22 protein-coding genes are annotated in these 23929 nt (G+C 67.1%); 10 read left to right on the forward strand and 12 right to left on the reverse strand.

The annotated features are described in order from the left end of the window. Positions 1-2 precede the first annotated feature (2 nt). From C6Y14_RS28745 to C6Y14_RS28760, 4 genes are all read left to right on the forward strand, one after another. Positions 3-704 (forward strand): L,D-transpeptidase family protein, encoded by a 702-nt coding sequence (locus C6Y14_RS28745; protein WP_107019752.1) that lies wholly within the window; start codon positions 3-5, stop codon positions 702-704. A gap of 180 nt (positions 705-884) precedes the next feature. After that, on the forward strand, positions 885-2213 hold the full coding sequence (locus C6Y14_RS28750; protein WP_107019877.1) for a ferredoxin reductase family protein: 1329 nt from the start codon (positions 885-887) through the stop codon (positions 2211-2213). 57 nt (positions 2214-2270) lie between these two features. Then, positions 2271-3119: an FMN-binding protein gene (locus C6Y14_RS28755; protein ID WP_107019753.1), complete on the forward strand. Its 849-nt coding sequence runs from the start codon at positions 2271-2273 to the stop codon at positions 3117-3119. A gap of 79 nt (positions 3120-3198) precedes the next feature. Then, positions 3199-3936, forward strand: coding sequence for an FAD:protein FMN transferase (locus C6Y14_RS28760; RefSeq protein WP_107019754.1), 738 nt, complete (start codon positions 3199-3201; stop codon positions 3934-3936). A 315-nt stretch (positions 3937-4251) separates the two neighbouring features. Here C6Y14_RS28760 and C6Y14_RS28765 read toward each other — a convergent pair whose 3' ends face one another. From C6Y14_RS28765 to argC, 5 genes are read right to left on the reverse strand one after another with little or no spacing between them, the layout of a single operon-like run. Next, positions 4252-4788, reverse strand: coding sequence for an arginine repressor (locus tag C6Y14_RS28765; protein WP_107019755.1), 537 nt, complete (start codon positions 4786-4788; stop codon positions 4252-4254). Between the two features lie 18 nt (positions 4789-4806). Further along, positions 4807-6090 carry an acetylornithine transaminase gene (locus tag C6Y14_RS28770; protein ID WP_107019756.1) on the reverse strand — a complete coding sequence of 428 codons (1284 nt, stop codon included), beginning with the start codon at positions 6088-6090 and terminating at the stop codon, positions 4807-4809. Continuing rightward, positions 6087-6995, reverse strand: coding sequence for an acetylglutamate kinase (argB, locus tag C6Y14_RS28775; RefSeq protein WP_107019757.1), 909 nt, complete (start codon positions 6993-6995; stop codon positions 6087-6089). The genes C6Y14_RS28770 and argB overlap by 4 nt, the downstream gene beginning before the upstream one ends. Next, positions 6992-8170 carry a bifunctional glutamate N-acetyltransferase/amino-acid acetyltransferase ArgJ gene (gene argJ, locus C6Y14_RS28780; protein WP_107019758.1) on the reverse strand — a complete coding sequence of 393 codons (1179 nt, stop codon included), beginning with the start codon at positions 8168-8170 and terminating at the stop codon, positions 6992-6994. Before argJ ends, argB begins: the two co-directional genes overlap by 4 nt. Beyond that, positions 8167-9195: an N-acetyl-gamma-glutamyl-phosphate reductase gene (gene argC / locus C6Y14_RS28785; protein WP_107019759.1), complete on the reverse strand. Its 1029-nt coding sequence runs from the start codon at positions 9193-9195 to the stop codon at positions 8167-8169. Before argC ends, argJ begins: the two co-directional genes overlap by 4 nt. 209 nt (positions 9196-9404) lie before the next feature. On the opposite strand from argC, the gene C6Y14_RS28790 reads away from it, so the two are divergent. The 4 genes from C6Y14_RS28790 (at position 9405) to C6Y14_RS45925 (ending at position 15634) form a co-directional block, all read left to right on the forward strand. Further along, positions 9405-10238, forward strand: coding sequence for a hypothetical protein (locus tag C6Y14_RS28790; protein ID WP_225891335.1), 834 nt, complete (start codon positions 9405-9407; stop codon positions 10236-10238). Between the two features lie 476 nt (positions 10239-10714). Beyond that, positions 10715-12499 carry a transposase gene (locus C6Y14_RS28795; RefSeq protein WP_199854889.1) on the forward strand — a complete coding sequence of 595 codons (1785 nt, stop codon included), beginning with the start codon at positions 10715-10717 and terminating at the stop codon, positions 12497-12499. 230 nt (positions 12500-12729) lie between these two features. Further along, on the forward strand, positions 12730-13749 hold the full coding sequence (locus tag C6Y14_RS28800) for a TniB family NTP-binding protein (RefSeq protein ID WP_199854890.1): 1020 nt from the start codon (positions 12730-12732) through the stop codon (positions 13747-13749). Between the two features lies 1 nt (position 13750). Beyond that, positions 13751-15634: a TniQ family protein gene (locus C6Y14_RS45925; protein ID WP_107019879.1), complete on the forward strand. Its 1884-nt coding sequence runs from the start codon at positions 13751-13753 to the stop codon at positions 15632-15634. Positions 15635-15875: 241 nt separating this feature from the next. Here the strand turns inward: C6Y14_RS45925 and C6Y14_RS28810 are convergent, their stop codons facing one another. From C6Y14_RS28810 to C6Y14_RS28820, 3 genes are all read right to left on the reverse strand, one after another. Then, positions 15876-17078: an MFS transporter gene (locus tag C6Y14_RS28810; RefSeq protein WP_107019761.1), complete on the reverse strand. Its 1203-nt coding sequence runs from the start codon at positions 17076-17078 to the stop codon at positions 15876-15878. A 7-nt stretch (positions 17079-17085) separates the two neighbouring features. Continuing rightward, a complete protein-coding gene (locus tag C6Y14_RS28815; RefSeq protein WP_107019762.1) occupies positions 17086-17562 on the reverse strand; it encodes an ArsI/CadI family heavy metal resistance metalloenzyme in 477 nt (158 codons plus the stop codon). Positions 17563-17647: 85 nt separating this feature from the next. Further along, positions 17648-19033, reverse strand: a complete 1386-nt coding sequence (locus tag C6Y14_RS28820; protein WP_107019763.1) for an NAD(P)-binding domain-containing protein — start codon at positions 19031-19033, stop codon at positions 17648-17650. Between the two features lie 169 nt (positions 19034-19202). Here C6Y14_RS28820 and C6Y14_RS28825 point away from each other — a divergent pair, with 169 nt between their 5' ends. Together C6Y14_RS28825 and C6Y14_RS28830 are read left to right on the forward strand one after the other, a co-directional pair. Beyond that, the gene (locus C6Y14_RS28825) at positions 19203-19565 is read left to right on the forward strand and encodes an ArsR/SmtB family transcription factor (RefSeq protein WP_107019764.1); all 363 of its coding nucleotides are present in this window, start codon (positions 19203-19205) and stop codon (positions 19563-19565) included. 118 nt (positions 19566-19683) lie between these two features. Then, positions 19684-20091, forward strand: coding sequence for an ArsR/SmtB family transcription factor (locus tag C6Y14_RS28830; protein ID WP_107019765.1), 408 nt, complete (start codon positions 19684-19686; stop codon positions 20089-20091). A 118-nt stretch (positions 20092-20209) separates the two neighbouring features. Here the strand turns inward: C6Y14_RS28830 and C6Y14_RS28835 are convergent, their stop codons facing one another. From C6Y14_RS28835 to C6Y14_RS44215, 4 genes are all read right to left on the reverse strand, one after another. Then, positions 20210-20902 (reverse strand): phosphate ABC transporter ATP-binding protein, encoded by a 693-nt coding sequence (locus tag C6Y14_RS28835; protein ID WP_199854891.1) that lies wholly within the window; start codon positions 20900-20902, stop codon positions 20210-20212. After that, a complete protein-coding gene (pstC, locus tag C6Y14_RS28840; protein ID WP_107019766.1) occupies positions 20890-22698 on the reverse strand; it encodes a phosphate ABC transporter permease subunit PstC in 1809 nt (602 codons plus the stop codon). The genes C6Y14_RS28835 and pstC overlap by 13 nt, the downstream gene beginning before the upstream one ends. Before the next feature lie 3 nt (positions 22699-22701). After that, positions 22702-23577, reverse strand: coding sequence for a phosphate ABC transporter substrate-binding protein (locus C6Y14_RS28845; protein ID WP_107019767.1), 876 nt, complete (start codon positions 23575-23577; stop codon positions 22702-22704). A gap of 85 nt (positions 23578-23662) precedes the next feature. Further along, a complete protein-coding gene (locus C6Y14_RS44215; RefSeq protein ID WP_159074328.1) occupies positions 23663-23872 on the reverse strand; it encodes a hypothetical protein in 210 nt (69 codons plus the stop codon). Positions 23873-23929 lie beyond the last annotated feature (57 nt).

Raw genomic sequence — 23929 nt, forward strand, 5'->3', positions numbered from 1 at the left:
GCATGCGCCCCGGAGCCGCCGTACTCGCGACCGTCTCTCTCCTCGTCCTGGCCGCGGGACCGGTTCCCGAGGGCCGGGCCCCGCTGCCCGAGCGGATGGCGGACACGGGCGGCGGGAGCCAGCTCATCACCGCGCGGGCCGCCCGCACCTCCTCGACGACCGGCACGGTCACCTGGTGGGACCGGCGTCACGGGCACTGGGTGAAGACCGGTTCGGCGCCCGCGCGCTTCGGCGCGAAGGGGCTCGTCGAGGGCGGCTCACGCGAACAGGGCACGAACACCACACCCACCGGCCTGTACGACCTGCCGTACGCCTTCGGGATCGACCCGGCGCCCGAGGGGACGCGCACGCCGTACCGGCCGGTGCGGCGGACCTCCTGGTGGTGCCAGGACAACGACTCCCGCTCCTACAACCGGTGGACCGACCCCCGCCCGGCCGACTGCCGCGCCGCCGAGTCCGAGCACCTGATCTCGTACGGGACGCAGTACGCGTACGCCCTCGTCATCGGTTTCAACTACGCGCGGCCCGTACGCGGACGGGGCGCGGGGATCTTCCTGCACGTCAACGGGCCTGGGGCGACGGCCGGTTGTGTGTCCGTGCCCAAGGACGCCATGCGGCGCATCCTGAACTGGGCCGAGCCCGGCCGCAGTCCGCACATCGCCATCGGGACGGACCACGGGCCGACCGCCATCGCTCGCCACTAGGTGGTGGCCGACTCCGGTTACCGCGAGTCTCAGCAGTTCACGGCTTGCCCCGCGGCCCGTTGAACACACAGCCGTCCCGGGACGTACCAGTGGGCCTAGGGGTCACTCCCCCTTCCCAGCGTCCCCCACGGAGGAACCGTGAGCACGATCGCCGGCGGTCGCGCCGCGCGGCGCCAGACGATGCGCCGTATCCGCCCTCGCCGCTCCCCCGCCATCGCGTTGCTGATCGCCGTATGGGCGGGCGCGGCGGGCGTCGTCTGGCTCTGGTGGAGCAACACGCCGGCCATCGCCGACGACAAGGGCCGGATCCTGAACGCGGGCCGGATCACCGGTCTGCTCGCCGGCTATCTGATGGCCCTCGTCGTCCTGCAGATGGCCCGGGTACCCGCACTGGAACGCCGCGTCGGCTCGGACCGGGTCGCCCGCTGGCACGCCATGAGCGGCCGTTACATGCTGTGTCTCGTCCTCGCCCACATCGGCCTGACGATGTACGGCTACGCCCTCCAGGCGAACACCGGGGTCGTCGAGCAGACCATCGACTCGGTCAAGACCCTGCCCGACATGGGCAAGGCGGCGATCGGCACGGGTCTGCTGCTGTTCATCGGCCTGATCTCGGTGGGCGGACTGCGCAAGAGGATCCCGTACGACACCTGGTACCACATCCACCTGCTCACGTACGTGTCCGTGTACCTGTCGTTCTGGCACCAGCTGTCCACCGGCAACGACTTCGCCGTCGAGCCCGCCGCGACCACCGCCTGGTACGCGCTGTACGGGGCGGTCACCGCGCTGGTGATCTGGTACCGGGTGATCACGCCGGTCCGGCTGAACCTGCGCCACCGGATGCAGGTCGAGGAGGTCGTCGAGGAGGCGCCCGGCATCGTCTCCGTGCTGATCAGCGGGAAGCGGCTGCACCGGATCGGCGCCGAACCGGGGCAGTTCTTCCGCTGGCGGTTCATGGCGCCGGGCATGCGGCTCAGCTCGCACCCGTACTCACTGTCGGCCGCGCCGCGCCCCGGGCTGCTGCGGATCACCGTCAAGGCGCTGGGCGACCACAGCACCGCGCTCAAGGGACTCAAGCGGGGCACGCGGGTGTGGGCCGAGGGCCCGTACGGCGCCCTGACCGCGTCCCGGCGCAGCCAGGGCAAGGTGCTGCTGATGGCCGGCGGCGTGGGCATCACCCCGATGCGGGCGCTGTTCGAGACGCTGCCGGCGGAACGTGGCGACCTCACCCTGCTGTACCGGGCCAACAGCACCCAGGACCTGGCGCTGTGGGACGAGTTGTCGGCCATCGCCGACGAGCGCGGTGCCCGGCTGATGTACGCGGTGAACAGCCCCGACGGGGAGCGCCCCGACATCAACCCGGAGACGCTGCGCCAGAAGCTGCCCGACATCGACGACCACGACGTGTTCCTGTGCGGGCCGCCCGGCTTCGCCGAGGGCGCGTACACCGCACTGCGCGGCGCCGGCGTACCCGCCCGCCGCATCCACCACGAGTCCTTCGAACTCTGAGAACTCTTCAGAACTTTTGCGAATCCTGAGAATCCTGAGGAACGGGAGTCCGGACCCATGAAGAAGAGCCATCCCCTGCGCCGTGTCGTGCTGGCCGGTGCCGCCACGGTGTCCGGCATCGTCCTGCTGCTGGCGCTGAAGCCCGCGTCGGACCCGGCGGCGGCGTCCGCCGACAGCGCGGCGCAGCAGCAGGCGTCGGCCGCGCCGCAAGGTTCCGGAGGGGTGCAGGCCGCGGGCGGCACCGAGGCCCAGACGCTCACCGGTGACGTCGTCAAGACCGACTACGGCAACGTCCAGGTGCGGATCACCGTGGCCGGCGGGAAGATCACCTCGGCCGCGGCCCTGCAGTCGCCGACCGGCGGGCGCAGTACGACGGTCAGCACCGACGCGGTGCCCAAACTGAACAAGGCGGCCGTCACGGTCGGCAGTGCCGACATCGACGCCGTGTCCGGGGCCACCTACACCAGCGGCGGCTACAAGAAGTCGCTCCAGTCGGCCCTGGACAAGGCGGGTGCGGCGGGTGCGGCCGACGGTGGCTCGGCCGAGGCGAGCGGCACGGGGGGCACGGGGGGCACCACCGGTGGCGGCAGTGGTTCGGGGGACGCGAGCGGGTCCGGGGCCGGGGCCGCGCAGGCGAAGACCGTCACCGGCAAGGCCGTCACGACCGACTACGGGCCCGTGCAGGTACGGGTCACCGTGACCGGCGGGAAGATCACCAAGGCCGAGGCCGTGCAGCAGCCCAAGGGGGGCCGCAGCGACCAGATCAGCGCGGACGCGGTGCCGAAGCTGAACGCGGCGGCGGTCGCCGCGGGCAACGCCGACATCGACGCGGTGTCCGGGGCCACCTACACCAGCGGCGGCTACAAGGAGTCCCTGCAGTCGGCCCTGGACCAGGCCGGTGGCTGAACCCGCTGAACCTGCCGGGTCCGCGGGGTCCGCCGAGTCCGCGGGGGCGCCCCTTGCCGTGCGGCACGCGGAGGAGGTGATGGGGACGGTCTTCTCCTTCGACGTACGCGGGGGCGAACCCGAAGCCGTACGGGCCGCGTTGGCTGCGGCGGTCGCCGAACTCCACGTGGTGGACGAAGTGTTCAGCACCTACCGTCCGGACAGTCAGATCTCCCGGCTGGCGCAGGGGGTACTGACCGTGGACGAATGCGATCCGGAAGTCGCCGAGGTCCTCGAACTGTGCGCGGAGGCCGAGCGGTTGAGCGACGGCTGGTTCAGTTCGACGTACGCGGGGTCCGTCGACCCGACCGGCATCGTGAAGGGCTGGTCCGTCGAACGGGCGGCCCTGCTGCTCGTGGAGGCCGGGGCGAGCGGGGTGAGCGTGAACGGCGGGGGTGACGTGCAGATGTACGGCGTGCCGGGGCCGCACCGGCCCTGGCGGGTCGGGGTGGCCGACCCGTTGCGGCCGGGCGGGCTGGCCGCGGTGGTGTCCGCGGCGGGAGTGGACCGGCTGGCGGTGGCCACGTCGGGGTCCGCGGAGCGGGGTACGCACATCGTGGATCCGCGTACCGGGCGCTCCGCGGTGACCGATCTGGTGGCGGTGACCGTCGTGGGGCCTCGGATCACATGGGCGGACGCGTGGGCGACGGCGGCGTTCGCGATGGGGTCGCGGGAGGGGTTGGCGTGGTTGGAGTCGTTGCCGGACGTCGAGGCGTTGCTGATCACCGCGGGGGATGAGGTGCGCTGCACGGGGGGTCTGGCCGACCGGTTGGGGTGATCCGACCTGCGGCCGCGTACGGGCCGCGCCCTGACGGGGCACAGCCCCCGGTTTTCGGGTGCGGCTGCGTCGTGGTTGCTCGCGCAGTTCCCCGCGCCCCTGAAAGACGGGGGCTGCGCCCCTGTCTTTCATCCTGGAGCGCCGACCCGCCCCACGCTTTCAGGGGCGCGGGGAACTGCGCGGCCAACCACCACGCACCCGCAGCCGGGGAGCAAGCGAAGCCGGGGCGCAGCCCCGCTTCCCAGGGGCGCGGGGAACTGCGCGGCCGGCCACCACGCACCCGCAGATGGGGAGAAGTGGCGGGCGGCGCAGACCTCAGTGGTGGTTCTGGGCCAGGCGCAGCAAGTGGTCCGCCAGGGCCTGCCCGCCCGTCGGGTCGCGGCTGATCAGCAGCAGCGTGTCGTCACCCGCGATCGTCCCCAGGATGTCCTGCAGTTCCGCCTGATCGATGGCCGAGGCGAGGAACTGCGCGGCGCCGGGCGGAGTCCGCAGAACCACCAGGTTCGCCGAAGCCTCCGCGGAGATCAGCAGCTCCGCGGACAGCCGCCGCATCCGCTCCTCCTTCGCCGACTCCCCCAGCGGAGCGCGCGGCGTCCGGAAACCCCCCTCGCTCGGCACCGCGTAGATCAGGTCGCCGTCGTTGTTGCGGATCTTCACCGCGTTCAGCTCGTCCAGGTCCCGGGACAGCGTCGCCTGCGTGACGTGCAGCCCGTCGTCCGCGAGCAGCTTCGCCAACTGGCTCTGCGAGCGCACCGGCTGCCGGTTGAGGATGTCCACGATCCGGCGGTGGCGTGCGGTGCGGGTCTGCGGAACAGCGGGTCCCGCGTGGTCGTGATCCTGCGCCTGAGTCATCGTCGTCTCATTCTCCGGTCATTCTCCGGTTCGTCCGTCCCCGTTGGACCCGTTGGTCCGGTCGGTCACCGTGTCGAGAACACCGGGGAGGGCCCCGAGGAACGTGTCCACCTCGTCCTCGGTGATGTTCAGGGGCGGCATCAGCCGTACGACATCGGGGGCGGGCGCGTTCACCAGGAGGCCGGCGTCCTGAGCCGCCTGTTGCGCTCGGGGCGCGAGCGGCTCGGTGAGCACGATACCCAGGAGGAGCCCGGAGCCACGGACATGGTCGACCAGCGGGTGTCCGAGGGACTCGATTCCCTCGCGCAACTTCTCTCCGGCCCGCTTCACGTTCTCCAGCAGGCCCTCGGACTCGATCGTGTCGAGTACGGCGAGCCCCGCGGCGCAGGCGACGGGGTTGCCGCCGAACGTCGTGCCGTGGTGACCGGGCTTCAGGAACTGCGCGGCCCGTCCGAAGGCGACCGTCGCACCGAGCGGCAGGCCGCCGCCGAGGCCCTTCGCGAGCGTGACGATGTCGGGCAGGACACCCTCGTGCGCCTGGTACTCGAACCAGTGCCCGGTCCTGCCGACCCCGGTCTGCACCTCGTCCAGGACGAGCAGGCTGCCGGTGGCCGCGGTGATGGCACGGGCCGCCTTGAGGTAGCCGGGGGGCGGCACGACGACGCCGTTCTCGCCCTGGATCGGCTCGATGACGACGAGCGCGGTGTCCTCGGTGACGGCGGCGGCCAGCGCCTGCGGGTCCCCGTACGGGACATGGGTGACGTCGCCGGGCAGCGGCAGGAACGGATCCCGCTTGCCCGGCTGGCCGGTGAGCGAGAGCGCGCCCATGGTGCGGCCGTGGAAGCCGCCGTCGGTCGCGACCATGTGCGGGCGGCCGGTCAGCCGGCCGATCTTGAAGGCGCCCTCGACGGCCTCGGCACCCGAGTTGCAGAAGTAGACGCGGCCCTCGCGTCCGAAGAGCTGGAGGAGCCGTTCGGCGAGCGCGACGGGCGGTTCGGCGACGAACAGGTTGGAGACGTGGCCGAGGGACGCGATCTGCCGGCTCACGGCTTCGACGATCGCCGGGTGGGCGTGGCCGAGCGCGTTGACCGCGATCCCGCCGACGAAGTCCAGGTACTCCGTGCCGTCGGCGTCCCACAGCCTGGTGCCGGCGCCGCGGACGAGGGGCAGCCGGGGGGTGCCGTAGTTGTCCATGAGCGCGCCCTGCCAGCGCCGGGTGAGCTCATCGTTGGCAGAATTGGCGGTGTTGGCGGTGTTGGCGGTGTTGGCGGTGTTGGCGGTGTTGGCGGTGTTGGCGGTCATGCGTCGGCGTCCCCCTCCGCATCGGGCACGACCATCGTGCCGATGCCTTCGTCCGTGAAGATCTCCAGCAGGATCGAGTGCTGGACCCGGCCGTCGATCACGCGGGCGGTGTTCACGCCGTTGCGCACGGCGTGCAGACAGCCCTCCATCTTCGGCACCATGCCGCTGGCCAGCTCGGGCAGCAGCTTCTCCAGCTCCTTGGCGGTGAGCCGGCTGATGACCTCGTCGGAGTTGGGCCAGTCCTCGTACAGCCCCTCGACGTCGGTGAGGACCATCAGTGTCTCGGCGCCCAGCGCCGCAGCGAGTGCCGCAGCCGCCGTATCAGCATTGACGTTGTAGACATGTCCGTCGTCCTGACTGCGGGCGATCGAGGAGACGACCGGGATCCGGCCGTCGGCGAGCAGTGCCTCGATCGCGCCCGTGTCGATCGCGGTGATCTCGCCCACCCGCCCGATGTCGACCAGTTCCCCGTCGATCTCGGGCTGGTGCTTGACGGCGGTGATGGTGTGCGCGTCCTCGCCGGTGAGTCCCACGGCGAGCGGCCCGTGCTGGTTGAGCAGTCCGACCAGTTCGCGCTGGACCTGTCCGGCGAGCACCATCCGTACGACGTCCATGGCGTCCTCGGTGGTGACCCTGAGGCCCGCCTTGAACTCGCTGACGATGCCGTGCCGGTCCAGGGCCGCGCTGATCTGCGGGCCGCCGCCGTGCACGACCACGGGCTTGAGCCCGGCCTGGCGCAGGAACACCACGTCCTGGGCGAACGCGGCCTTCAGGTCCTCGTCGATCATGGCGTTGCCGCCGAACTTGATGACGACGGTCTTGCCGTTGTGCCGGGTCAGCCAGGGCAGCGCCTCGATGAGGATCTGCGCCTTGGGCAGCGCGGTGTGCTTACGGGTGGCGCTCATGACGAGTACGCGCTGTTCTCGTGGACGTACTCGGCGGTGAGGTCGTTGGTCCAGATAGTGGCGGTCTCGGTGCCCGCGGCGAGGTCGGCGACGATGTGGACCTCGCGGTAGCGCATGTCGACCTGGTCGCGGTCCTCGCCCACAGAACCGTTCTTGCAGACCCAGACGCCGTTGATGGCGACGTTCAGCAGGTCGGGCTCGAAGGCGGCGGAGGTCGTGCCGATGGCGGAGAGCACGCGGCCCCAGTTGGGGTCCTCGCCGTGGATGGCGCACTTGAGGAGGTTGTTGCGGGCGATGGAGCGGCCCACCTCGACGGCGTCGTCCTCGCTGGCCGCGTTGACGACCTCGATCCTGATGTCCTTGCCCGCGCCCTCGGCGTCCCGGATCAGCTGCTGGCCGAGGTCGTCGCAGACGGCCCGTACGGCTTCGGCGAACTCCGCGTACTCGGGCGTGATCTGCGAGGCGCCGGAGGCGAGCAGCAGCACGGTGTCGTTGGTCGACATGCAGCCGTCGGAGTCGACCCGGTCGAAGGTGACCTTCGTGGCCGCCCGCAGCGCCTTGTCCAGGCTGTCGCTGTCGACGTCGGCGTCCGTGGTGAGGACGACGAGCATCGTGGCGAGGCCGGGGGCGAGCATGCCCGCGCCCTTGGCCATGCCGCCGACGGTCCAGCCGTCGCCCTGCACGACCGAGGTCTTGTGGACGGTGTCGGTGGTCTTGATGGCGATGGCGGCCTTCTCGCCGCCGTGCGGGCTGAGCTGGGCGACGGCCTTGTCGATGCCCCGGCGCACCTTGTCCATCGGCAGGAGGATGCCGATGAGGCCCGTGGAGCAGACGGCGATCCAGCCCGGGGAGTGACCGCCCGTGTCGTCGAGCCCCGCGCTGTTGAGGGAGTCGGCGGTCTTCTCGGCGGTGGCGTGCGTGTCCTGGAAGCCCTTCGGTCCCGTACAGGCGTTGGCGCCGCCGGAGTTGAGGACGACGGCGGTCAGCTGACCGCCCTTGAGGACCTGCTCGGACCACAGCACCGGCGCGGCCTTCACTCGGTTGGAGGTGAAGACGCCCGCGGCGGCGAGGCGCGGTCCGTTGTTGACCACGAGGGCCAGGTCGGGGTTGCCGTTCTCCTTGATCCCGGCGGCGATGCCGGCCGCCGTGAACCCCTTGGCTGCCGTGACACTCACGGTGCGACTCCGATCGTGGAAAGCCCGGTGGCCTCGTCGAGTCCGAGGGCGATGTTCATGCTCTGGACGGCACCGCCCGCGGTGCCCTTGGTGAGGTTGTCGATGGCGCTGATCGCGATGATGCGCCCCGCGGCGGCGTCGTACGCGACCTGCACCTGAACGGCGTTGGAACCGTGGACGGACGCGGTGGCCGGCCACTGCCCCTCGGGCAGCAGGCGCACGAACGGCTCGTCCGCGTACGCCTTCTCGTAGGCGGCCCGCACGGACTCCGCCGTGACGCCGGGCTTCGCCTTGGCGCTGCAGGTGGCGAGGATGCCCCGGGACATCGGGGCGAGGGTCGGGGTGAAGGAGACGGTGACGGGCCCGTCCGCGACCGCGCCGAGGTTCTGGATCATCTCGGGGGTGTGCCGGTGGCCGCCGCCGACGCCGTACGGGGACATGGACCCCATGACCTCGCTGCCGAGCAGATGCGTCTTGGGGGACTTGCCGGCGCCGGACGTGCCGGACGCGGCGACGACGACGGCCTCGTTCTCGGCGAGGCCGGCCGCGTAGGCGGGGACGAGTGCCAGTGTGACGGCCGTCGGATAGCAGCCGGGGACGGCGATGCGCTTCGACCCCTCCAGCGCCGCGCGGGCGCCGGGCAGCTCGGGGAGGCCGTAGGGCCAGGTCCCGGCGTGCGGGGAGCCGTAGAACCGCTCCCAGTCGGCCGCGTCCTTCAGCCGGAAGTCGGCGCCCATGTCGACGACCAGGACCTCCGGGCCGAGCTGCTCGGCCACGGCGGCGGACTGCCCGTGGGGCAGCGCCAGGAAGACGACGTCGTGCCCCGCGAGGATCTCGGCCGTGGTCTCCTGGAGTACGCGGTCGGCCAGCGGGAAGAGATGTGGCTGCAGCGCGCCGAGGCGCTGTCCCGCGTTGGAGTTGCCGGTCAGGGCGCCGATCTCGATCTCGGGGTGCACCAGAAGCAGACGCAGCAGTTCCCCGCCCGCGTACCCACTCGCTCCGGCCACTGCCGCACGTACCGCCATGGAACCCTCCTCTTGGATGGCATGACTATACGTTTCGCTGCACGTTTATGCAATCTTGTTCGGGCTCCCCGGGCGGGACCTGCTGTGACAAAGACCGATAGATGGCCCCTCCGATCGATAGCTGGCCTCAACCGACCCAGGTCAATCACTTTCCGGACAAGTGCTGCGTTGCATGGCCTCCAGACCCCCCTAGCTGCTGTCCTGGCCTCATGGACACGGAAGCGCACGACGTCGTGCCGTCCGAGCGATGCGGTCTGGAAGATCTGATTACCTCGCATGCGCCGTCCGACTCGGTGCGCGCTCGACTGTCGTTGGACGAGGGTTGGACGCGCTCTTGGAGCACTACCTGGCGACTGGACGGCGACGAGGTCGTCTGGCCCGTGCGCGACCTCGCGATGGCGCCCGTTCTGCTGTCCCAGCCAGTGCGCCACTTCACATGGCGAGCGCGACAACGACACCGGCCCGGCCTTCAGTTCCTGGTATCGACAGGCCGCCATCACGGATTCGAGTCACTGGAGGAGGCCCGACTACTGCTGACGCTGGACTTTCTACGAGTGCAAGAGGTCCTGCCCCAGCCATTCCGGCTGCGCTTTGCCCATTCCGATGGACACCGCGAGCACACACCCGATTTCCTGGCTGTGATGGAGGACGGCTCTCGCTGGCTGTTCGATGTACGAACCAACCCAATGATCAGTAAACTGGCAGACCTGTTGAAATTCTCCGCAGCGGCCGAGGTGGCGTTCTCCTGCCATTGGCGGTACACGGTTGTCACCGGTTGGCGACAGTACGTGTGGTCGGTACTTGATGCACTTTCGGCTCAGCGGCGCCGTCTCGATGATCCTTTGGGAATCCAGACGGAACTTCTCAACGCTGCAGTAGTCAAGTCAAGAACTTTCGGTGAACTCGTAAGACGTACCTCGTTGCCAGCCGTGGCTAGGGCACACGCCCTGCATCTGGTGTGGCATCGCCGTCTAGGAGTGAATATGAACAGTCCTCTTATTGACGACTCCCCAATCTGGCCGACTGAGGAAAGTAAGAAATGACCGTCCGAGAAAGGTTACTCCAGCTTCAGGTTGGGAGTCGGCTGCGTTTCGACGGCATGGATTACGAGGTAACCGGAATTGAACCGCAGTTCGGTCGAATACTACTACTCGGGGAAGACGGCCAAGTAGAACAGCGCTCGTTTCGCTGGCTGGTCCAGCACCCTGATTGTCGAGGGTTACCTGCTGCACCCGCGGCAAGATTCGATGATCGGCAGCCCTTGGCGTGGGAGGACTTGACCAAGGAACAACGGAGCAAAGCTCGGATCAGGGCCGAGCATCTATTGGAGACTGAAACCGGACATAAATCCGGCGACCCAACACGACCCCAGCCCGGTGAACCGCGGCCGGCCTACGATCCAGCTCGCACCACAGTGGGGCAGCGGCGTTGCGCGAAGGTGGCCGAGTTAAAGGCCTTTCCTCGCGAGGAAGCGGCCGCTCTTGGGTTTTCGCAGGTAAGCGAGCGTACCCTGAGACGAATGGCGGCAGCTTGGCGTCGCGACGGACTGCTGGGATGCGCAGATGGCCGATGGCTCCGAAAATCTGGCGGCCGCCCCAGCATTACAGATGCAGCACGGGAGGCGATCTTCGCAGTACGGAAAGAAACCCTGCACCGCTCCCGAATCAGTATGCGTAGCCGGGAGCGGCTAATTCATCAGTACATGCGTGAAAACTTCGGATCAGAGGCAAGCGTTCCAGGTTACGACACCTTGCGAAAGGTCTGGCGCGAATGGTTTGGGCCCGGCGGTGCTCGACAACGCTATGTCCGTTCAGCCCAGCAGACGGAATCCTCTACCTCGCGAGTGGTGATACACCGCCCCGGCCAGGTAGTGGCATTGGATACCACAGTGCTGCCGGTGAAAATCCGTGAAGCAGTATTCGGTGATCCTGTCTCAGCTCATCTGACACTGGCGATGGACTGCTACTCACACTCACTTGTCGCTTTCCGCCTCACATTGATCTCCGACACATCTATCGATGTGGCGATGCTGCTACGCGAGATGACGATGCCGCTGCCGATGCGGGCCGGTTGGGGCGAGGACATGGAGTGGCCGTACCCGGGCGTGCCTGCAGTGGTGGTATCACAACTAGCCGGTCACAGCGCAGCCGCGCTGCCGTTCATGGCCCCAGAAACAGTCACAACCGATCACGGTGGCCCTTACAAGAACCACCACTTAGTCGAAGCCGAGCGCGTGTTGGGGTGCAACATTCTCCCCTCTCGCGCCTTAAGGCCCACCGACAAGCAAGCCGTCGAACGTGCCTTTGGCGGCAGCCGGAGTTTGCTATGCGAGGTGCTCCCTGGCTACACCGGCGTCGATGTTGCCGATCGGGGCGCCGACCCCGAGGGGGACGCGACTCTGACACTGGACCAAATGGAACACCTCATCGCGACATGGATTGTGAAGGTGTGGCAGAACCGCAGACTCGGTGAGTACGCACCGGCCTGGGGCCCAGGCGAGGAACACAGCCCGAACACGTTGTTCGCCGCGGCAATGAACCAGGGCGGGTTCGCTCTGCAAATTCCCAAGCCAGGACTCTATTACCAATTACTGCCACGACACTACGTAAAAATCCATGCCCAACGAGGCGTAAAAATTGGTGGCCTATGGTACGGAAAAGACCACCCTGCTCTGCGCGAGCATTGGAACAAACCGTCGAGCCGTGGCGGCAGACACAAAGGCAAGTGGGTCACTCATGCCGATCGCCGAGACCGTCGGACTACGTTCTTTCAGGATCCCACCGACGCGGAGATATGGCACGTTCTGCGATGGAACGGCCTGCCGGACGAAAACGATGTGCCAGCCTTCTCCTCTACAACAGCAGCGACGCTGCTAACCGCAGCGCGCCAGAGAGGGATTCGCCCCCACAGTGATGCCGATCTGCTGCCAGTCCTGTTGGAACTGCTCGGTGGCATAGCTCCAGCAGATGAGTGGCCCACTGCGATGAGTAAAGGTGCACGCGCCCGGCACGCCCGCCGCACGGCACAAGCTGCGGCAGCCCGTGCTGACCGACCGGGCATCGACGAGTTCGCATACGGGTCATCAAGCACCGAGATCTCTCCCATTACTTGGGCTCGCGATGCACGCGCCACTGAGAGCGCCGTCACGTCGGAGATGCATCGTCGACGCACGGCGGCTGTTCCCGGTAGGCCGGAGCCACCGCCCAGCCTCGGTGACACGCTCCAGCATCGACATTTATTCGCGGCGCTGGACGCAGACGATGAGCCAATCTGCGACACGAGGGCGGAAGCTGAGGACGTATGACAGAACGGCCGGATAGCGCTGCCTGGTTGGCCCGTTTCGTGGGAGGCCGTACACCGCCCACACGCGAGACGTTGCGAGGGTGGGAGCGGTGGCGCAAATCTCGAAACGACTTCCTGCCCGCTCCGCGGATGGATGCGACTGCTTGGCGCTTAATGAGTCCCCGAAAACGGGCACTCCACGATCTGCACCGAGCCGCCACGCACTCCAATCTGCCCGTTCTAGCGACCCCTATGGCGAGGAAAGTCGCTACGAGGCTCACCACTCGACTGAAGACCAACTGGCTCAAACAGAAGCCCACAACTCGGGCCGGCGTGATGATCACCGGAGGAGGAGCACAGGGCAAGACAGAGACCGTGTGCGAGATCGCAGCGACATTCCAAGACGAGTGGGAGCGACTCGGTCAGCTAACTGCCGTTGCGCAGCCGGGCACCCGTGACCTGATTGCGCCGATCGCATATGTCCAAACACCTGTGACGGCTAAGCCAAAGAGCACCTGCAAGGCCATCCTGAACTTCTACGGCGCACCGATTACCAGCCGGATGGATCTGCCAGATCTGGTTCACCAAGTTGCTGCGTCGCTAAGGGATCACGGGACACGTGTTCTGGTACTGGACGACATCACCCGGCTTCGCATGCACCGCGCTGACGATCAGGATACTCTCGACCTGATCCGTGCCCTCATGAGTATGCACGTCACGCTCGTTCTGGTAGGCGTAGACATTCCCTCTTCTGGACTGCTGAGAGAGGGGCGTTTCGATAGGCCACGCAGTCAAGTCTCATTCGCCTCCGCTACGAGCAGGGGAGCATTTGGCCTTCAGGCTACTCAGACCGAGCGTAGATTCGATCTGGTCGAACTCGATCGATTTCGCTACGACACTCCAGATCAAATAGCTGCGTGGGTCCAGCACCTTTCCGGGGTAGAGGAATGCCTAAGACTGCTGAGGGCATCCACAGAAATGCTAACTGGCGGCACAATGCCCGAATATCTTCACCGGCGCACCAACGGAGTTGTCGGACTGCTCGAACGGTTGATCGAGGATGGCTGTGAGGAAGCGATGAGCTCAGGATCCGAATGCCTGACGGAGTCCCTCCTTGAAGGTATCGACATTATTCTCGGTAATTCTTTCGACCAGACATCTCGTGAAGCACCCAAAATACCCAAACACAATCCGACCAGCAGCAGAAGGACACGCAACCGAAACGGAAGCTTTGACGACAAGGGACCATCTTCTATAGACGCCGGCGCGTAAGGTGGGATACCCGCGGCCATTGCCCCGAAGCTTGGAACCTCTAACAGACGAGACACTGACCGGATATCTGCTACGCCTATCCCATCGCCTCAGCGTTTCACCCGCCCACATAGCGCAAAGAATCGGCCTGAATATCGCTCCCACTGGAGGGCGCCTTCGACGCAATCTGATACTTGAACTCACCGACGTCGAAATTGACATGGTTTGCGCGACGACCCGACTTGCCCCCGTTGAGGTTGACTCCATGACCATGAGAACGTGGATTATCCGCTACCCGGCTCTCGGCGCATCATTGCAACATCACAACATTAGACCTCAACTTGATCCGTGGCTGACGCCTGATTTATCTCGCTACTGCCCTCAATGCCTCGCAGGCGACGGAAGCGAGATTCAGAATCGCCACGGAGGGCCCTGGAAAAAGGAGTGGCATCTACCGATCATATTTTCCTGCATCGCTCATAATCGCTTCCTGCAGAGCGGATGTCCAAGCTGCCTCCAGCCAACCCACTCGACTTGGCAACCTTCTCCATTAATCGCACGTAGCGGCGATGGAACACTTCACCCCACTCAATGCCGACAATCAATAGCGGGAAGGCGGCGGGGAGCAAAGCCCTGCGGAAATCAACTCGCCAGCACCACCAAACAGGTAGACCCGCCCCTCCTGAGTCCGGATTTACTAGCCTTCCAGAAATACATCAATTCCTTCTTGACTTCCGAACGCACAACGGAGGAGAGCTCTGCATACTTCACAGACCTTCGCATTGTTTGCGCGCTCTTGGCTACCTCCTGGCCTCACTCCCGCCACCTGGTCGCACGTAATCTCACAAAAGCAGTCCAAACCCACGTTCGCTTGCTGCAAGAGCGCCGCGGCGATCAGCCTTGGGGAAAACAGAGCTATAGAACCCTCGATTCACCACCAGCTACACCCCAAGCTTGCGCTGGTCTCTTCAGAGCCGCCGATAGAATACTTTGTTCCGAGGACGCGGATCTCCCAGATGTCCTTACCCATTACTTTGAGACGTCCTTTGTTGACCGCAACTCTGGTGGAACTTGGAAACGTCTCGCAGGCAGGAATCTTAACCATTGCTCACAGCGTCTGCGGCAGGCCACGAAACCGCTCACATATTCTTTTTCTCCTATAGAGTTACTGGACCCTCATACGGTCTGCAATTACAAGCCCTATCATATTCCTGCCTGGCTGGAGCCTGAATGGTATGTGAATTACTTCGGACGGCTCGATCCAAATTCTGCTCGCACAATCCGTCGCATCGCCGCAGTGAGACTACTCCAATGGGCAACCGGTGGCACCCCGAGCGAGGCAGCAAACATCCTCGACATTCCTGCAGATAAAATCACCCGACACATCGAAACAGGAAAATACACATGGAATCCAGAGAACGAGGAGAGAGCTGAATTCGCTACAGCACTGCAGTCTTTAGCGAATGATTTGAGTACTTATATCCCACTCATTGATTACCGGCATCGGCGAACCGCCCTACGCAACTGGTCTATTCCACTAAAGTCCTGGCATGAGCTGTCCCGGCTACTTCCAGTGCAATATGGGAAGCAGCCGATCCTTGACGACCGAAAACGTCAGGTCGCTTCCATTCTCGTCTGGACTCGCATAACGCATGGCGAGCACTTATTCGCTCCGCGCCCAATTGAAGAGCGCCAACCTGAGGAGATTCGCCGAGACTGGGCCGCCCGTCGTGCCACCACTTGGCATCAACTATGCGGCCGTTCCGATCCGGGACCTCACTACTCATGCCTTCGTCAGCTACTTACCATATACGCGGGAAAACTTGCACAGCAGATCGACGCCAGCGCTCCAGGGGCATCGTCCATCGTTGAAGCACCTAACACACTTCCCTGGAGAGAAACCTGATGCTCACGTTCGCCTGTCGAGGGGTTCGCTTGGCTTTATCGTTTACAACGGAGGCGATACATGCGATACCTACCTTCCTTGGCTGTGAGGATTAGAACCCAAGCATGGCAGAACTAGCGTACGCCTGACGCGCTTTCTAACTTGGCAGTTTGCTTGGCTGTGGACTTGCACCTTGTATTGCATAGGCCACGTTGCGCGAGCCACTAGTGCATGTAACTGTTCATGCCTACGCACATGGCTTTTATCGTCTTGCGGCTAGCGCCAGCACAGCCGCAAGTACAGAGCCAACGGCCAAGGTGAGGAACAGCCCGTCGTAGCCGCCCATTTGTCCCGCCAGTGCTGCTCCCGCCCAAGGCGCGAGCGCCGCGGCCACCGTGGCCGGAGCGATCAAGAGTCCGGACAGGCGGCCGTAGTTCGTTGTTCCCCAGCGGTCGCTGACCGCGGTGGCCTGGAGGAGCGTGAGGTTGCCGCGTACGACTCCTGCGAGGACGGCGAGCAGGATCAGCAGCGGGATCGGGCCGGGGATGAGGGCGAGCGCTGTCGTGGTGGCGCCGCCCGCGGTGAACAGGACCGCGGTGCGAGTGGTGACGCTGGTGGTGCGGGTCAGGGTGGCGTAGAGGGTGCGGCCCAGCGTTTGGCCGGCTCCTCCGAGGCCCAGTGCCCAGGCGGCTGTTGAGGGGCTGGCGCCTCGTTCGATCATCAGCGGGACCATGCCGAAGACGACGGCGTACATGGCGAAGCCGGAAGAGGTGAAGGCCAGGACCAGGAGCAGGAAGGGGCGGCTGCGGGCGATCGGTGTGCGGTTGGGTGCCGGTGTGGACGGTGGGGCCGGTGGCCAGGGGGCTCGTAGGGCCAGGGCGTGCGCGGGGATCGTCACGGCCGCGAGGATGACCGCGAGCACGACGTAGGTGGCGCGCCAGCCGAGGTGGTCCGCGAGCAGGGCGGTGAGCGGGGCGAAGATCGTGCTGGCGAGTCCGCCGGCGAGGGTGACGATGGTCAGGGCGCGTACGCGGTCGGGTCCCCACCAGCGGGTGACGGCGGCGAAGGCGGGCTGGTAGAAGGTGGCAGCCATGGCGAAACCGGCCAGGAGCCATCCGGCTGTGAAGACGTAGAAGTTCGGGGCTGCGGCGATGGTCAGGATGGCCGTGACCGCGAGCACGGAGCCGGTTGTCATGACGGTGCGGGGGCCGCGGCGGTCGAGGATGCGGCCGATGGGGATGCCGGTGACGGCCGAGACCAGGAGGGCCGCGGAGAACGCCGCGGTGGCGGCGCTGGTGGACCATCCGGTGTCCGCTGTCAGGTGCGGGAGCAGGACGGGGAAGGCGTAGTAGACGATGCCCCAGCTGGTGATCTGGGTGGCGCAGAGTGCGGGCAGTGCGGCGCGGGGCCGCGAGCGGCTCGTTGGCCCGCCGGTCGCGGCCTCGTCGGTGTGCAGGTGGGTCATCAGCAGATCAGCAGCAGCCGCCACCGGCGGCGACAGGTTCGCCCGCGTTGGCATCCGTGTCGGAAGCGATCGTGCCTGAGGTGCAGCAGCTGCTGCCTTGCTGCTTGGCGAGGGAGTCTGCGTCGGCTTTCACGACGTACACCTCCCAGGGTTCTTGGCCGGGGCCGTGGACCCAGACCTTGTCCTGGAGTGCATAGCAGCAGGTGGTGTCGTTCTCTTCGTCGGTGATCAGGCCTTCTGCGCTGAGGCGGGTGGTGGCGGCGTGGACGGCTTCGGTGGTGTCGACTTCGACTCCGAGGTGGTCCATGCGCGTGTGCTCGCCCGCCGTGCCTTCGATGAGGACGAGCTTGAGCGGGGGCTCGGCGATGACGAAGTTGGCGTAGCCGTCGCGGAGTTTGGCGGGCTCGGTGCCGAACAGTTTGCTGTAGAAGGCGATCGAGGCTTCGAGGTCGGGGACGCGCAGGGCGAGCTGTACACGGGACATGATCTTTCCTCCTGGCGTAGGAAGGACGCGTCCGGCCGGGCTTTGGCCGAGGCGCGATGGTGCAAGGCCGGGCGACAGCCGGTGGTCAGCAGCCGCCGGATGCCTCGGGCCTGCCGATCTGGAGGGCGGACGTGGCGGATCCGATCTGGACCAGGGCGGGCGCGGGGGCGCAGCATCCGCCGCTGCTCTCCTCGGCAGCCGCCTCGTCGAAGAGTCCTGCGCCGCCGCAGACTCCGGTCTCGGGCAGGGTCAGTTCGACGCGCTCGGCTGCTTCCTGGTCTCCGGCGAGGGATGCGGTGATGGAGCGGACCTGCTCGTATCCGGTCATCGCGAGGAAGGTGGGGGCGCGGCCGTAGGACTTCATGCCGACGAGGTAGACGTCCTTCTCCGGGTGGGAGAGCTCGTTGACGCCGTGCGGGTAGACCGTGCCGCAGGAGTGGACGTTGGGGTCGATGAGAGGGGCCAGCGCGGTCGGGGCCTGGAGGCGTTCGTCGAGGCCGAGGCGGATCTCGGACAGGAAGGTCAGGTCGGGGCGGAAGCCGGTGAGGACGATGGCCTCGTCGACCGCGTCGAGGTGTCGGCCGTCCTCTGCGATGAGGATCAGGCGGCCGTCTTCGTCTCGTTCGATCGTCTCGGTGCGAAAGCCGGTGACGGCGTCGGCGTGGCCGTTGTCGACGGCTGCCTTGGCGGCCAGGCCGAGGGCTCCGCGGGCGGGGAGCTGGTCGGCTTCGCCGCCGCCGAAGGTGGAGCCGCTGATGCCGCGGCGCAGGATCCACACGGCGTGCGTGCCCGGTTCGTTCTGGGCCAGGTCCGCGAGGGTTGCGAGCGCCGTGAAGGCGGAGGCTCCGGAGCCGATGACCGCGGTGCGCTTTCCTGCGTAACGCGACCGTACGGACGGGTCGTTGAGGTCGGGGACGCGGTAGGTGATGCGGTCGGCCGCCGCGTTCTCGCCGAGTGCGGGCAGGCCGCTGGCGCCGGCTGGGCTCGGGGTGGTCCAGGTGCCGGAGGCGTCGATGATCGCGCGGGTGAGGAGGCGTTCCTCGCGGCCGTCGGCGGTGGTGAGGTGGACGACGAGGGGCTGGCTGTCTCGGTCGGCGTCGACGATGCGGTCGCGTCCGGCGCGGGAGATGCCGGTGACGGTGGCGCCGTAGCGGATGCGGTCGCCGAGGGTGTCGGCGAGGGGCTGGAGGTAGCCTTCGGCCCAGTCGCCGCCGGTGGGGTAGGTCGTCGCGTCGGGGCGGCTCCAGCCGGTGGGGGCGAGCAGCTTCTCGGCGGCGGGGTCGGTGAGCTCGCTCCAGGTCGAGAAGAGCCGGACGTGGGACCAGTCGCGTACTGCGCTGGCGGCTACCGGTCCGGCCTCCAGGACCAGGGGTGTCAGCTGCCGCTCCAGGAGGTGGGCGGCGGCGGCCAGGCCGATGGGGCCGGCTCCGATGACGACAACGGGCAGATCCTGGGCAGCGGGCGCAGTCACGACGGGCTCTCCTCGGTTTCGATGTTTGTCGATGTCCTCTGGTCATCAGGATGCACCCGGGTTCGATGTGCGTCAACATAGAGGTTCATCGAAATAACCTCGCCCGTTCGGGCAGATCCAATCCCCTTCGACTCTTGGCAGGTGATTAGATGAGTGTCAACATAGAGGCATGTCGAAGTTAGTCTCTGTCTCCGGTGCTCCGGACGCCACGACGTCTCTGGCTTGCTGCCAGCCGCTGGGGCAGGAAGAGCTCTCCGCGCCCGACGCGGAGAGGATCGCGAGCATGTTCAAGGCCCTTTCAGACCCGGTCCGTCTGAGGCTGTTCTCCCGGATCGCCGCGCAGCCCGGCGGTGAGGCGTGCGTCTGTGACATCCAGGACGTCGGCGTTTCCCAGCCCACGGTCAGCCACCACCTGCGCAAACTCCGTGAAGCGGGTCTTCTGGTCTCCGACCGGCGGGCCAGCTGGGTGTACTACCGGGTGGCCCCGGGCGTGCTTGCCGGCATGGCGGGTCTGTTGTCAGCAGCGGCGTGAGCTGAGCCGGTCGCCGAGTGGCGGCGCACTCCGGTGGGTTGAGGGCTGAGCCGCCCCGGACCGGCCGTGCCCGTCCACTCGCATTCCCAGCCGGACGACGCTGGGGTGAGGAGAAGAGATGTCCCGTGAGGCCGCGGAGCCTGCCGAGAACGCGGAGTGCTTCCAGCTGAGCGCGGCGGATGCGGTCTGGTGGGCCGGCGTCTTCAAGACACTGGGCGATCCGGTACGCCTGCAACTGCTGGTCCATCTGGCGGCACGGCAGGGAGCGGAGGTCGCGGCGCACGACATCTGCGATGTGGGAGTGGCTCAGTCCACCGTGAGTCATCACCTCAAGCGGCTGCGGTGCATGGGGCTCGTGGAGAACAGGCGGGAAGGGCGCATCGTCTACTACCGCATGGGCGCCGGGGTCCGTTCGGCGCTGATGCAGATCCTTCAGCGCGACCAGGCCGAGGCACCCACGATGCCGTCGGCGCCCGAGGCAGCCAGGGCGCCCCTGGTGGAAGACTCCAGCCCGTTGCCGCCCTGAGGGTGAAGCGGCGGCGCCGGGCCGGAAACGGTTGCGGGCCCTGAGCCTTGCCTGCTCAGGGCCCGCTGATCAGTCCGGTACGGCTGCTCCTACGAGGGCTCGATGATGAGCGCTGCCGTCAGGAGACTGCGGCGGCGGCCGGGGATACGGTCGCCGGCTGGTCCAGGTGGACCGTGGTGTCACACAGACGCTCGACCTGCGCCGGGTCGTGGGAGACGAGAAGGACCGTCCGGCTGCCGCGCAGGGCCGCGATCGACTGCTCGACCGTGTCGCGGCTCTGTTCGTCGAGTGCGCTGGTCGGCTCGTCCAGAAGCAGGCACTCCGGTTCCAGGGCCAGCGCCCGGGCCAGGCACAGGCGCTGCCGTTGCCCCGCGGACAGGTTCTGCGCCGGCGAGTCGAGCCTGTCGGAGACCTCCTTCCACAACCCGGCCTCGCGCAGGGCCTGTTCCGCTCGCTCCTTCAGTACTTCCCGCGGGGCCCGCAGGATGTGCCGCAGCCCGAACAGGGCGTTGTCGAGGATGCTGCCGCCGAAGACGACCGGTGTCTGGGGTACGAGGACGATCTTTGCTCTGAGGTCGGCGTCTCCCTTGCCGGGCGCGATCGGCCGCTCCAGCACCTGCAGGTCGCCGTCCCGGGTGAGGCCGGTCGGGAGGAGGTCCACCAGAGCACGCAGGACGGTGGATTTCCCGGCGCCCGACGGCCCGCACAGCCCGGTGGTGGAACCACGCTCCAGGCTGAAGGAGACCGGCCCGACCAGGGTCTTGTCGCGGCTGAGCACGCGCAGTTGACGCACGGCGATTACGTTGTCCATCGCTCTCCTTCGAAGCGGTTGCGCAGCGCGACCGCCGCGCTGAGGAGTACTGCGGTGATCAGTACGAGGACCATGGCGCTCCCCCAGGCCTGGGTAACTGCCTGGGGGTCGCCCGAGTCCTGGGAGAGGGTGAAGATGTGCGTGGGCAGCGCCTGGACCGGCGATTCCACGACGCCGCTCGGGAAGGCGGGAGCCCCGAAGAAGACGGTCGCCGTGAACAGCAGCGGCGCGGTTTCTCCCGCTGCGCGGGCCAGGCCGAGGAGCAGGCCGGTGAGCGTGGCGGGCCAGGCATAGGGGACGACGACCGAGCGGATGAACTGAGCTCGCGTCAGCCCCAACGACAGGGCGCTCTCGGTCAGTTCCGGTGGCATGCTCCGCACGCGCGCTGAGGTGGCCAGGGCGATCACCGGGATGACGACCGGCACGAGCACAATGGCTCCCGCCAGCCAGGATCTGCCCCATCCCATGGTGCTGGACAGGATGACGAACCCGGCCAGCCCCAGCAGGATGGTCGGCGCTCCGCCCAGCACGATCGTCAGGGTCTGCAGCAGCCGTGCGACCCGTTCGGATGCGTGGACGCCGATCAGGATGCCCGCGCCGAAGCCGAGCGGGAGCGCGATCAGACCTGTGGTGACGATGAGCAGCAGGGTGCCGACGATCTGGTCGCGTACGCCTCCGCCCGCGGCGCCCGTGGCCGAGGTGAACCAGAAGGACGGGTTGAACGCGGAGCTTCCCCGCGTCACCAGGAGGGCGAGCATGCCGAGGAGAAGAGCGGTGGGCAGCAGCAGTGCGCCCAGACGCAGTCCCATGGCGAGCCGGTCGCGCTCAACGCGCATCCGGGGCGCGCCGCGGAAGGCGGGGGCTCGCTTGTCCGACGTACCGCGTTTTTGGCCTCGGGTGCCCCAGATGGTGGCCGCGGCCACAAACGCCAGGAGGACGAGGCCCAGTCCGCACAGCGCGGCGAAGTAGGGGCCGGATGTGCCGGCCAGCACCGGTTCGGGGCCGGCCAGTTTCGTCGTCAGTGTCTGCCCGGGATGCACCAGCGAGTGGAGGAACCCGTCGAAACTGGTGGGCAGTCGTCCGTCGGCCCGGCCCACCACCAGGAACACGGCGATGGCTTCGCCGAGCGCGCGGGCCAGGCCGAGCAGGACGGCGGAGCGCATGCCGGGCCGGGCGAGCGGCAGCACCGCGGAGCGGATGACCTCGCGGCGGGTCAGGCCCAGCGAGAAGGCGGCCTCCCGGTAGCGGTCGGGCACCGCGGTGAGCGCGTCGACGCTCACCGCCACGATCGTCGGCGTGATCATGACAGCGAGGACGATCCCGGCAGCCAGGAGACTGTCCCCGCCGGGTACGTCCCCGATCCAGGCAACGACGGGCCGGATGACCATGATGCCGATCAGGCCGTAGACGATGGACGGTACGGCGGCAAGCAGCTCCACGCACATGCGCAGCAACCGGGCCACGCGGGGCGGCAGGTACTCCGACAGGGCAAGGGCCGCTCCCCAGCTGACGGGTACGGCCAGGATCAGAGCGAGGGCGCAGACGACGGCCGTGCCGTAGATCATGGCGAGGCCGCCGTAGGCGGCGTTGGGAGGGCTCCAGGAAGCGTCGGTCAGCAGGGCCGTCCAGTCGACCGAGCCGCTACTGATCCCCGCGACGAGATAGCCCACGACCACGAGGAGGAGGGCTGCCACGGCGAACACCCCGGCGCCCGTCCAGCTCCAGACCCATTTCGAGGGGCGTGGCCGTATTGCTGCGTCAGGTGGCGCGGCATCGCGCGCCAGTGTGGTGGTCATCGGCTACTTACCGATTTCCTTGAGCGTCAGATAGCCGTGCTTGGTCATCAGCTTCTGGCCCTTGGTGGTCAGGACGTAGTCGATGAACTTCTTGGCCGTCCCCTCCGGCTTGCCGTCCGTGATGAAGTACAGCGGCCGGGACATGGGGTACTTGCCGGAGGCGATGTTCTCGGGTGACGCGGCGATGCCGTCCAGGGTGACCACGGCCAGGTCCTTGTGCCCCTCGACGAAGCTGGTGGACAGCGGGGCCACCGAGCCGGGGGTCGACTTCAGCTTGTTGCGGGTTTCGAGGTTGCCGCCCACGATCGCGAAGTTGTCCGACTCCGGCGGCGCGGGGGCCTTCTTGTCGCCGTAGATGTACTTGTCGAGCACCTCGCGGGTCCCGCGGCCGGGTTCCTTGTCGTAGACGAAGACCTTGAGATCGGGTCCGCCGACTTCGGACCAGTTGGTGATCTTGCCTTCGAACAGGTCCCGTACCTGATCCACGGTGAGGTTCTTGACGCCGGCGTCGGCGACCTTCTTGGTGACGATGATGCCGACGGCGTCCGAACCGATCTGGGTGGATTGGAAGTCGGTGTCGGGGCTGGCGGCCTTGTCCTCGTCCGCGAGGGGCTTCGAGCTCATCGCGATCTTGATCTGGCCTGCGGCGAGCTGGGAGATGCCGCCGGCGGAACCGCCCTGGGTGGCGACGGTGATATCGAGTCCGTCGGCCTTGAGGGCCTCGGCGGCGTCCGCGGCCACGGGGGCTACCGTGGTGGAGCCGCTGACCTGCAGAGCACCTGATCCTCCCGCCTTTCCGTCGGCGCAGGCCGTGGCAAGGGACGCGAGGACCAGAGCGGTTGAGGCGAGGTGGGCGAGGCGGCGCTTCGTGCTGAACACCAGTGGGGCCTTTCTGTCTTCATGGGATACCGCGGCGTGGATGTGGGCATGGGTGTGCGACATTTCTCGGTCCCCTCTGCGGCGGTCACTGAGGTGACGGCTGGAGGGAAACCGGCCTGACGTAGCTCTGCGACGACAGGTGCACACCTGTGCCGTCCGCGCTGTGGCTGGTGTTCATCTCGCTCGTGTGGAGCGAGGCGAGGCGGCCGGGCGGGCGGGGCAGGAGTCGGGGTGTGGGCAGCGGAACGCGGGCACCGGCTGGAGCCGGCACCACGAAGGACGTACGTATGAACATGTCAGATCCTTAGGGAATGGCGGTGCCCTGAAGGGATTACGCGGGCAGCACGAACCC

It is taken from the genome of Streptomyces dioscori (genome assembly GCF_003024195.1).
GTDB classification, from domain to species: domain Bacteria; phylum Actinomycetota; class Actinomycetes; order Streptomycetales; family Streptomycetaceae; genus Streptomyces; species Streptomyces dioscori.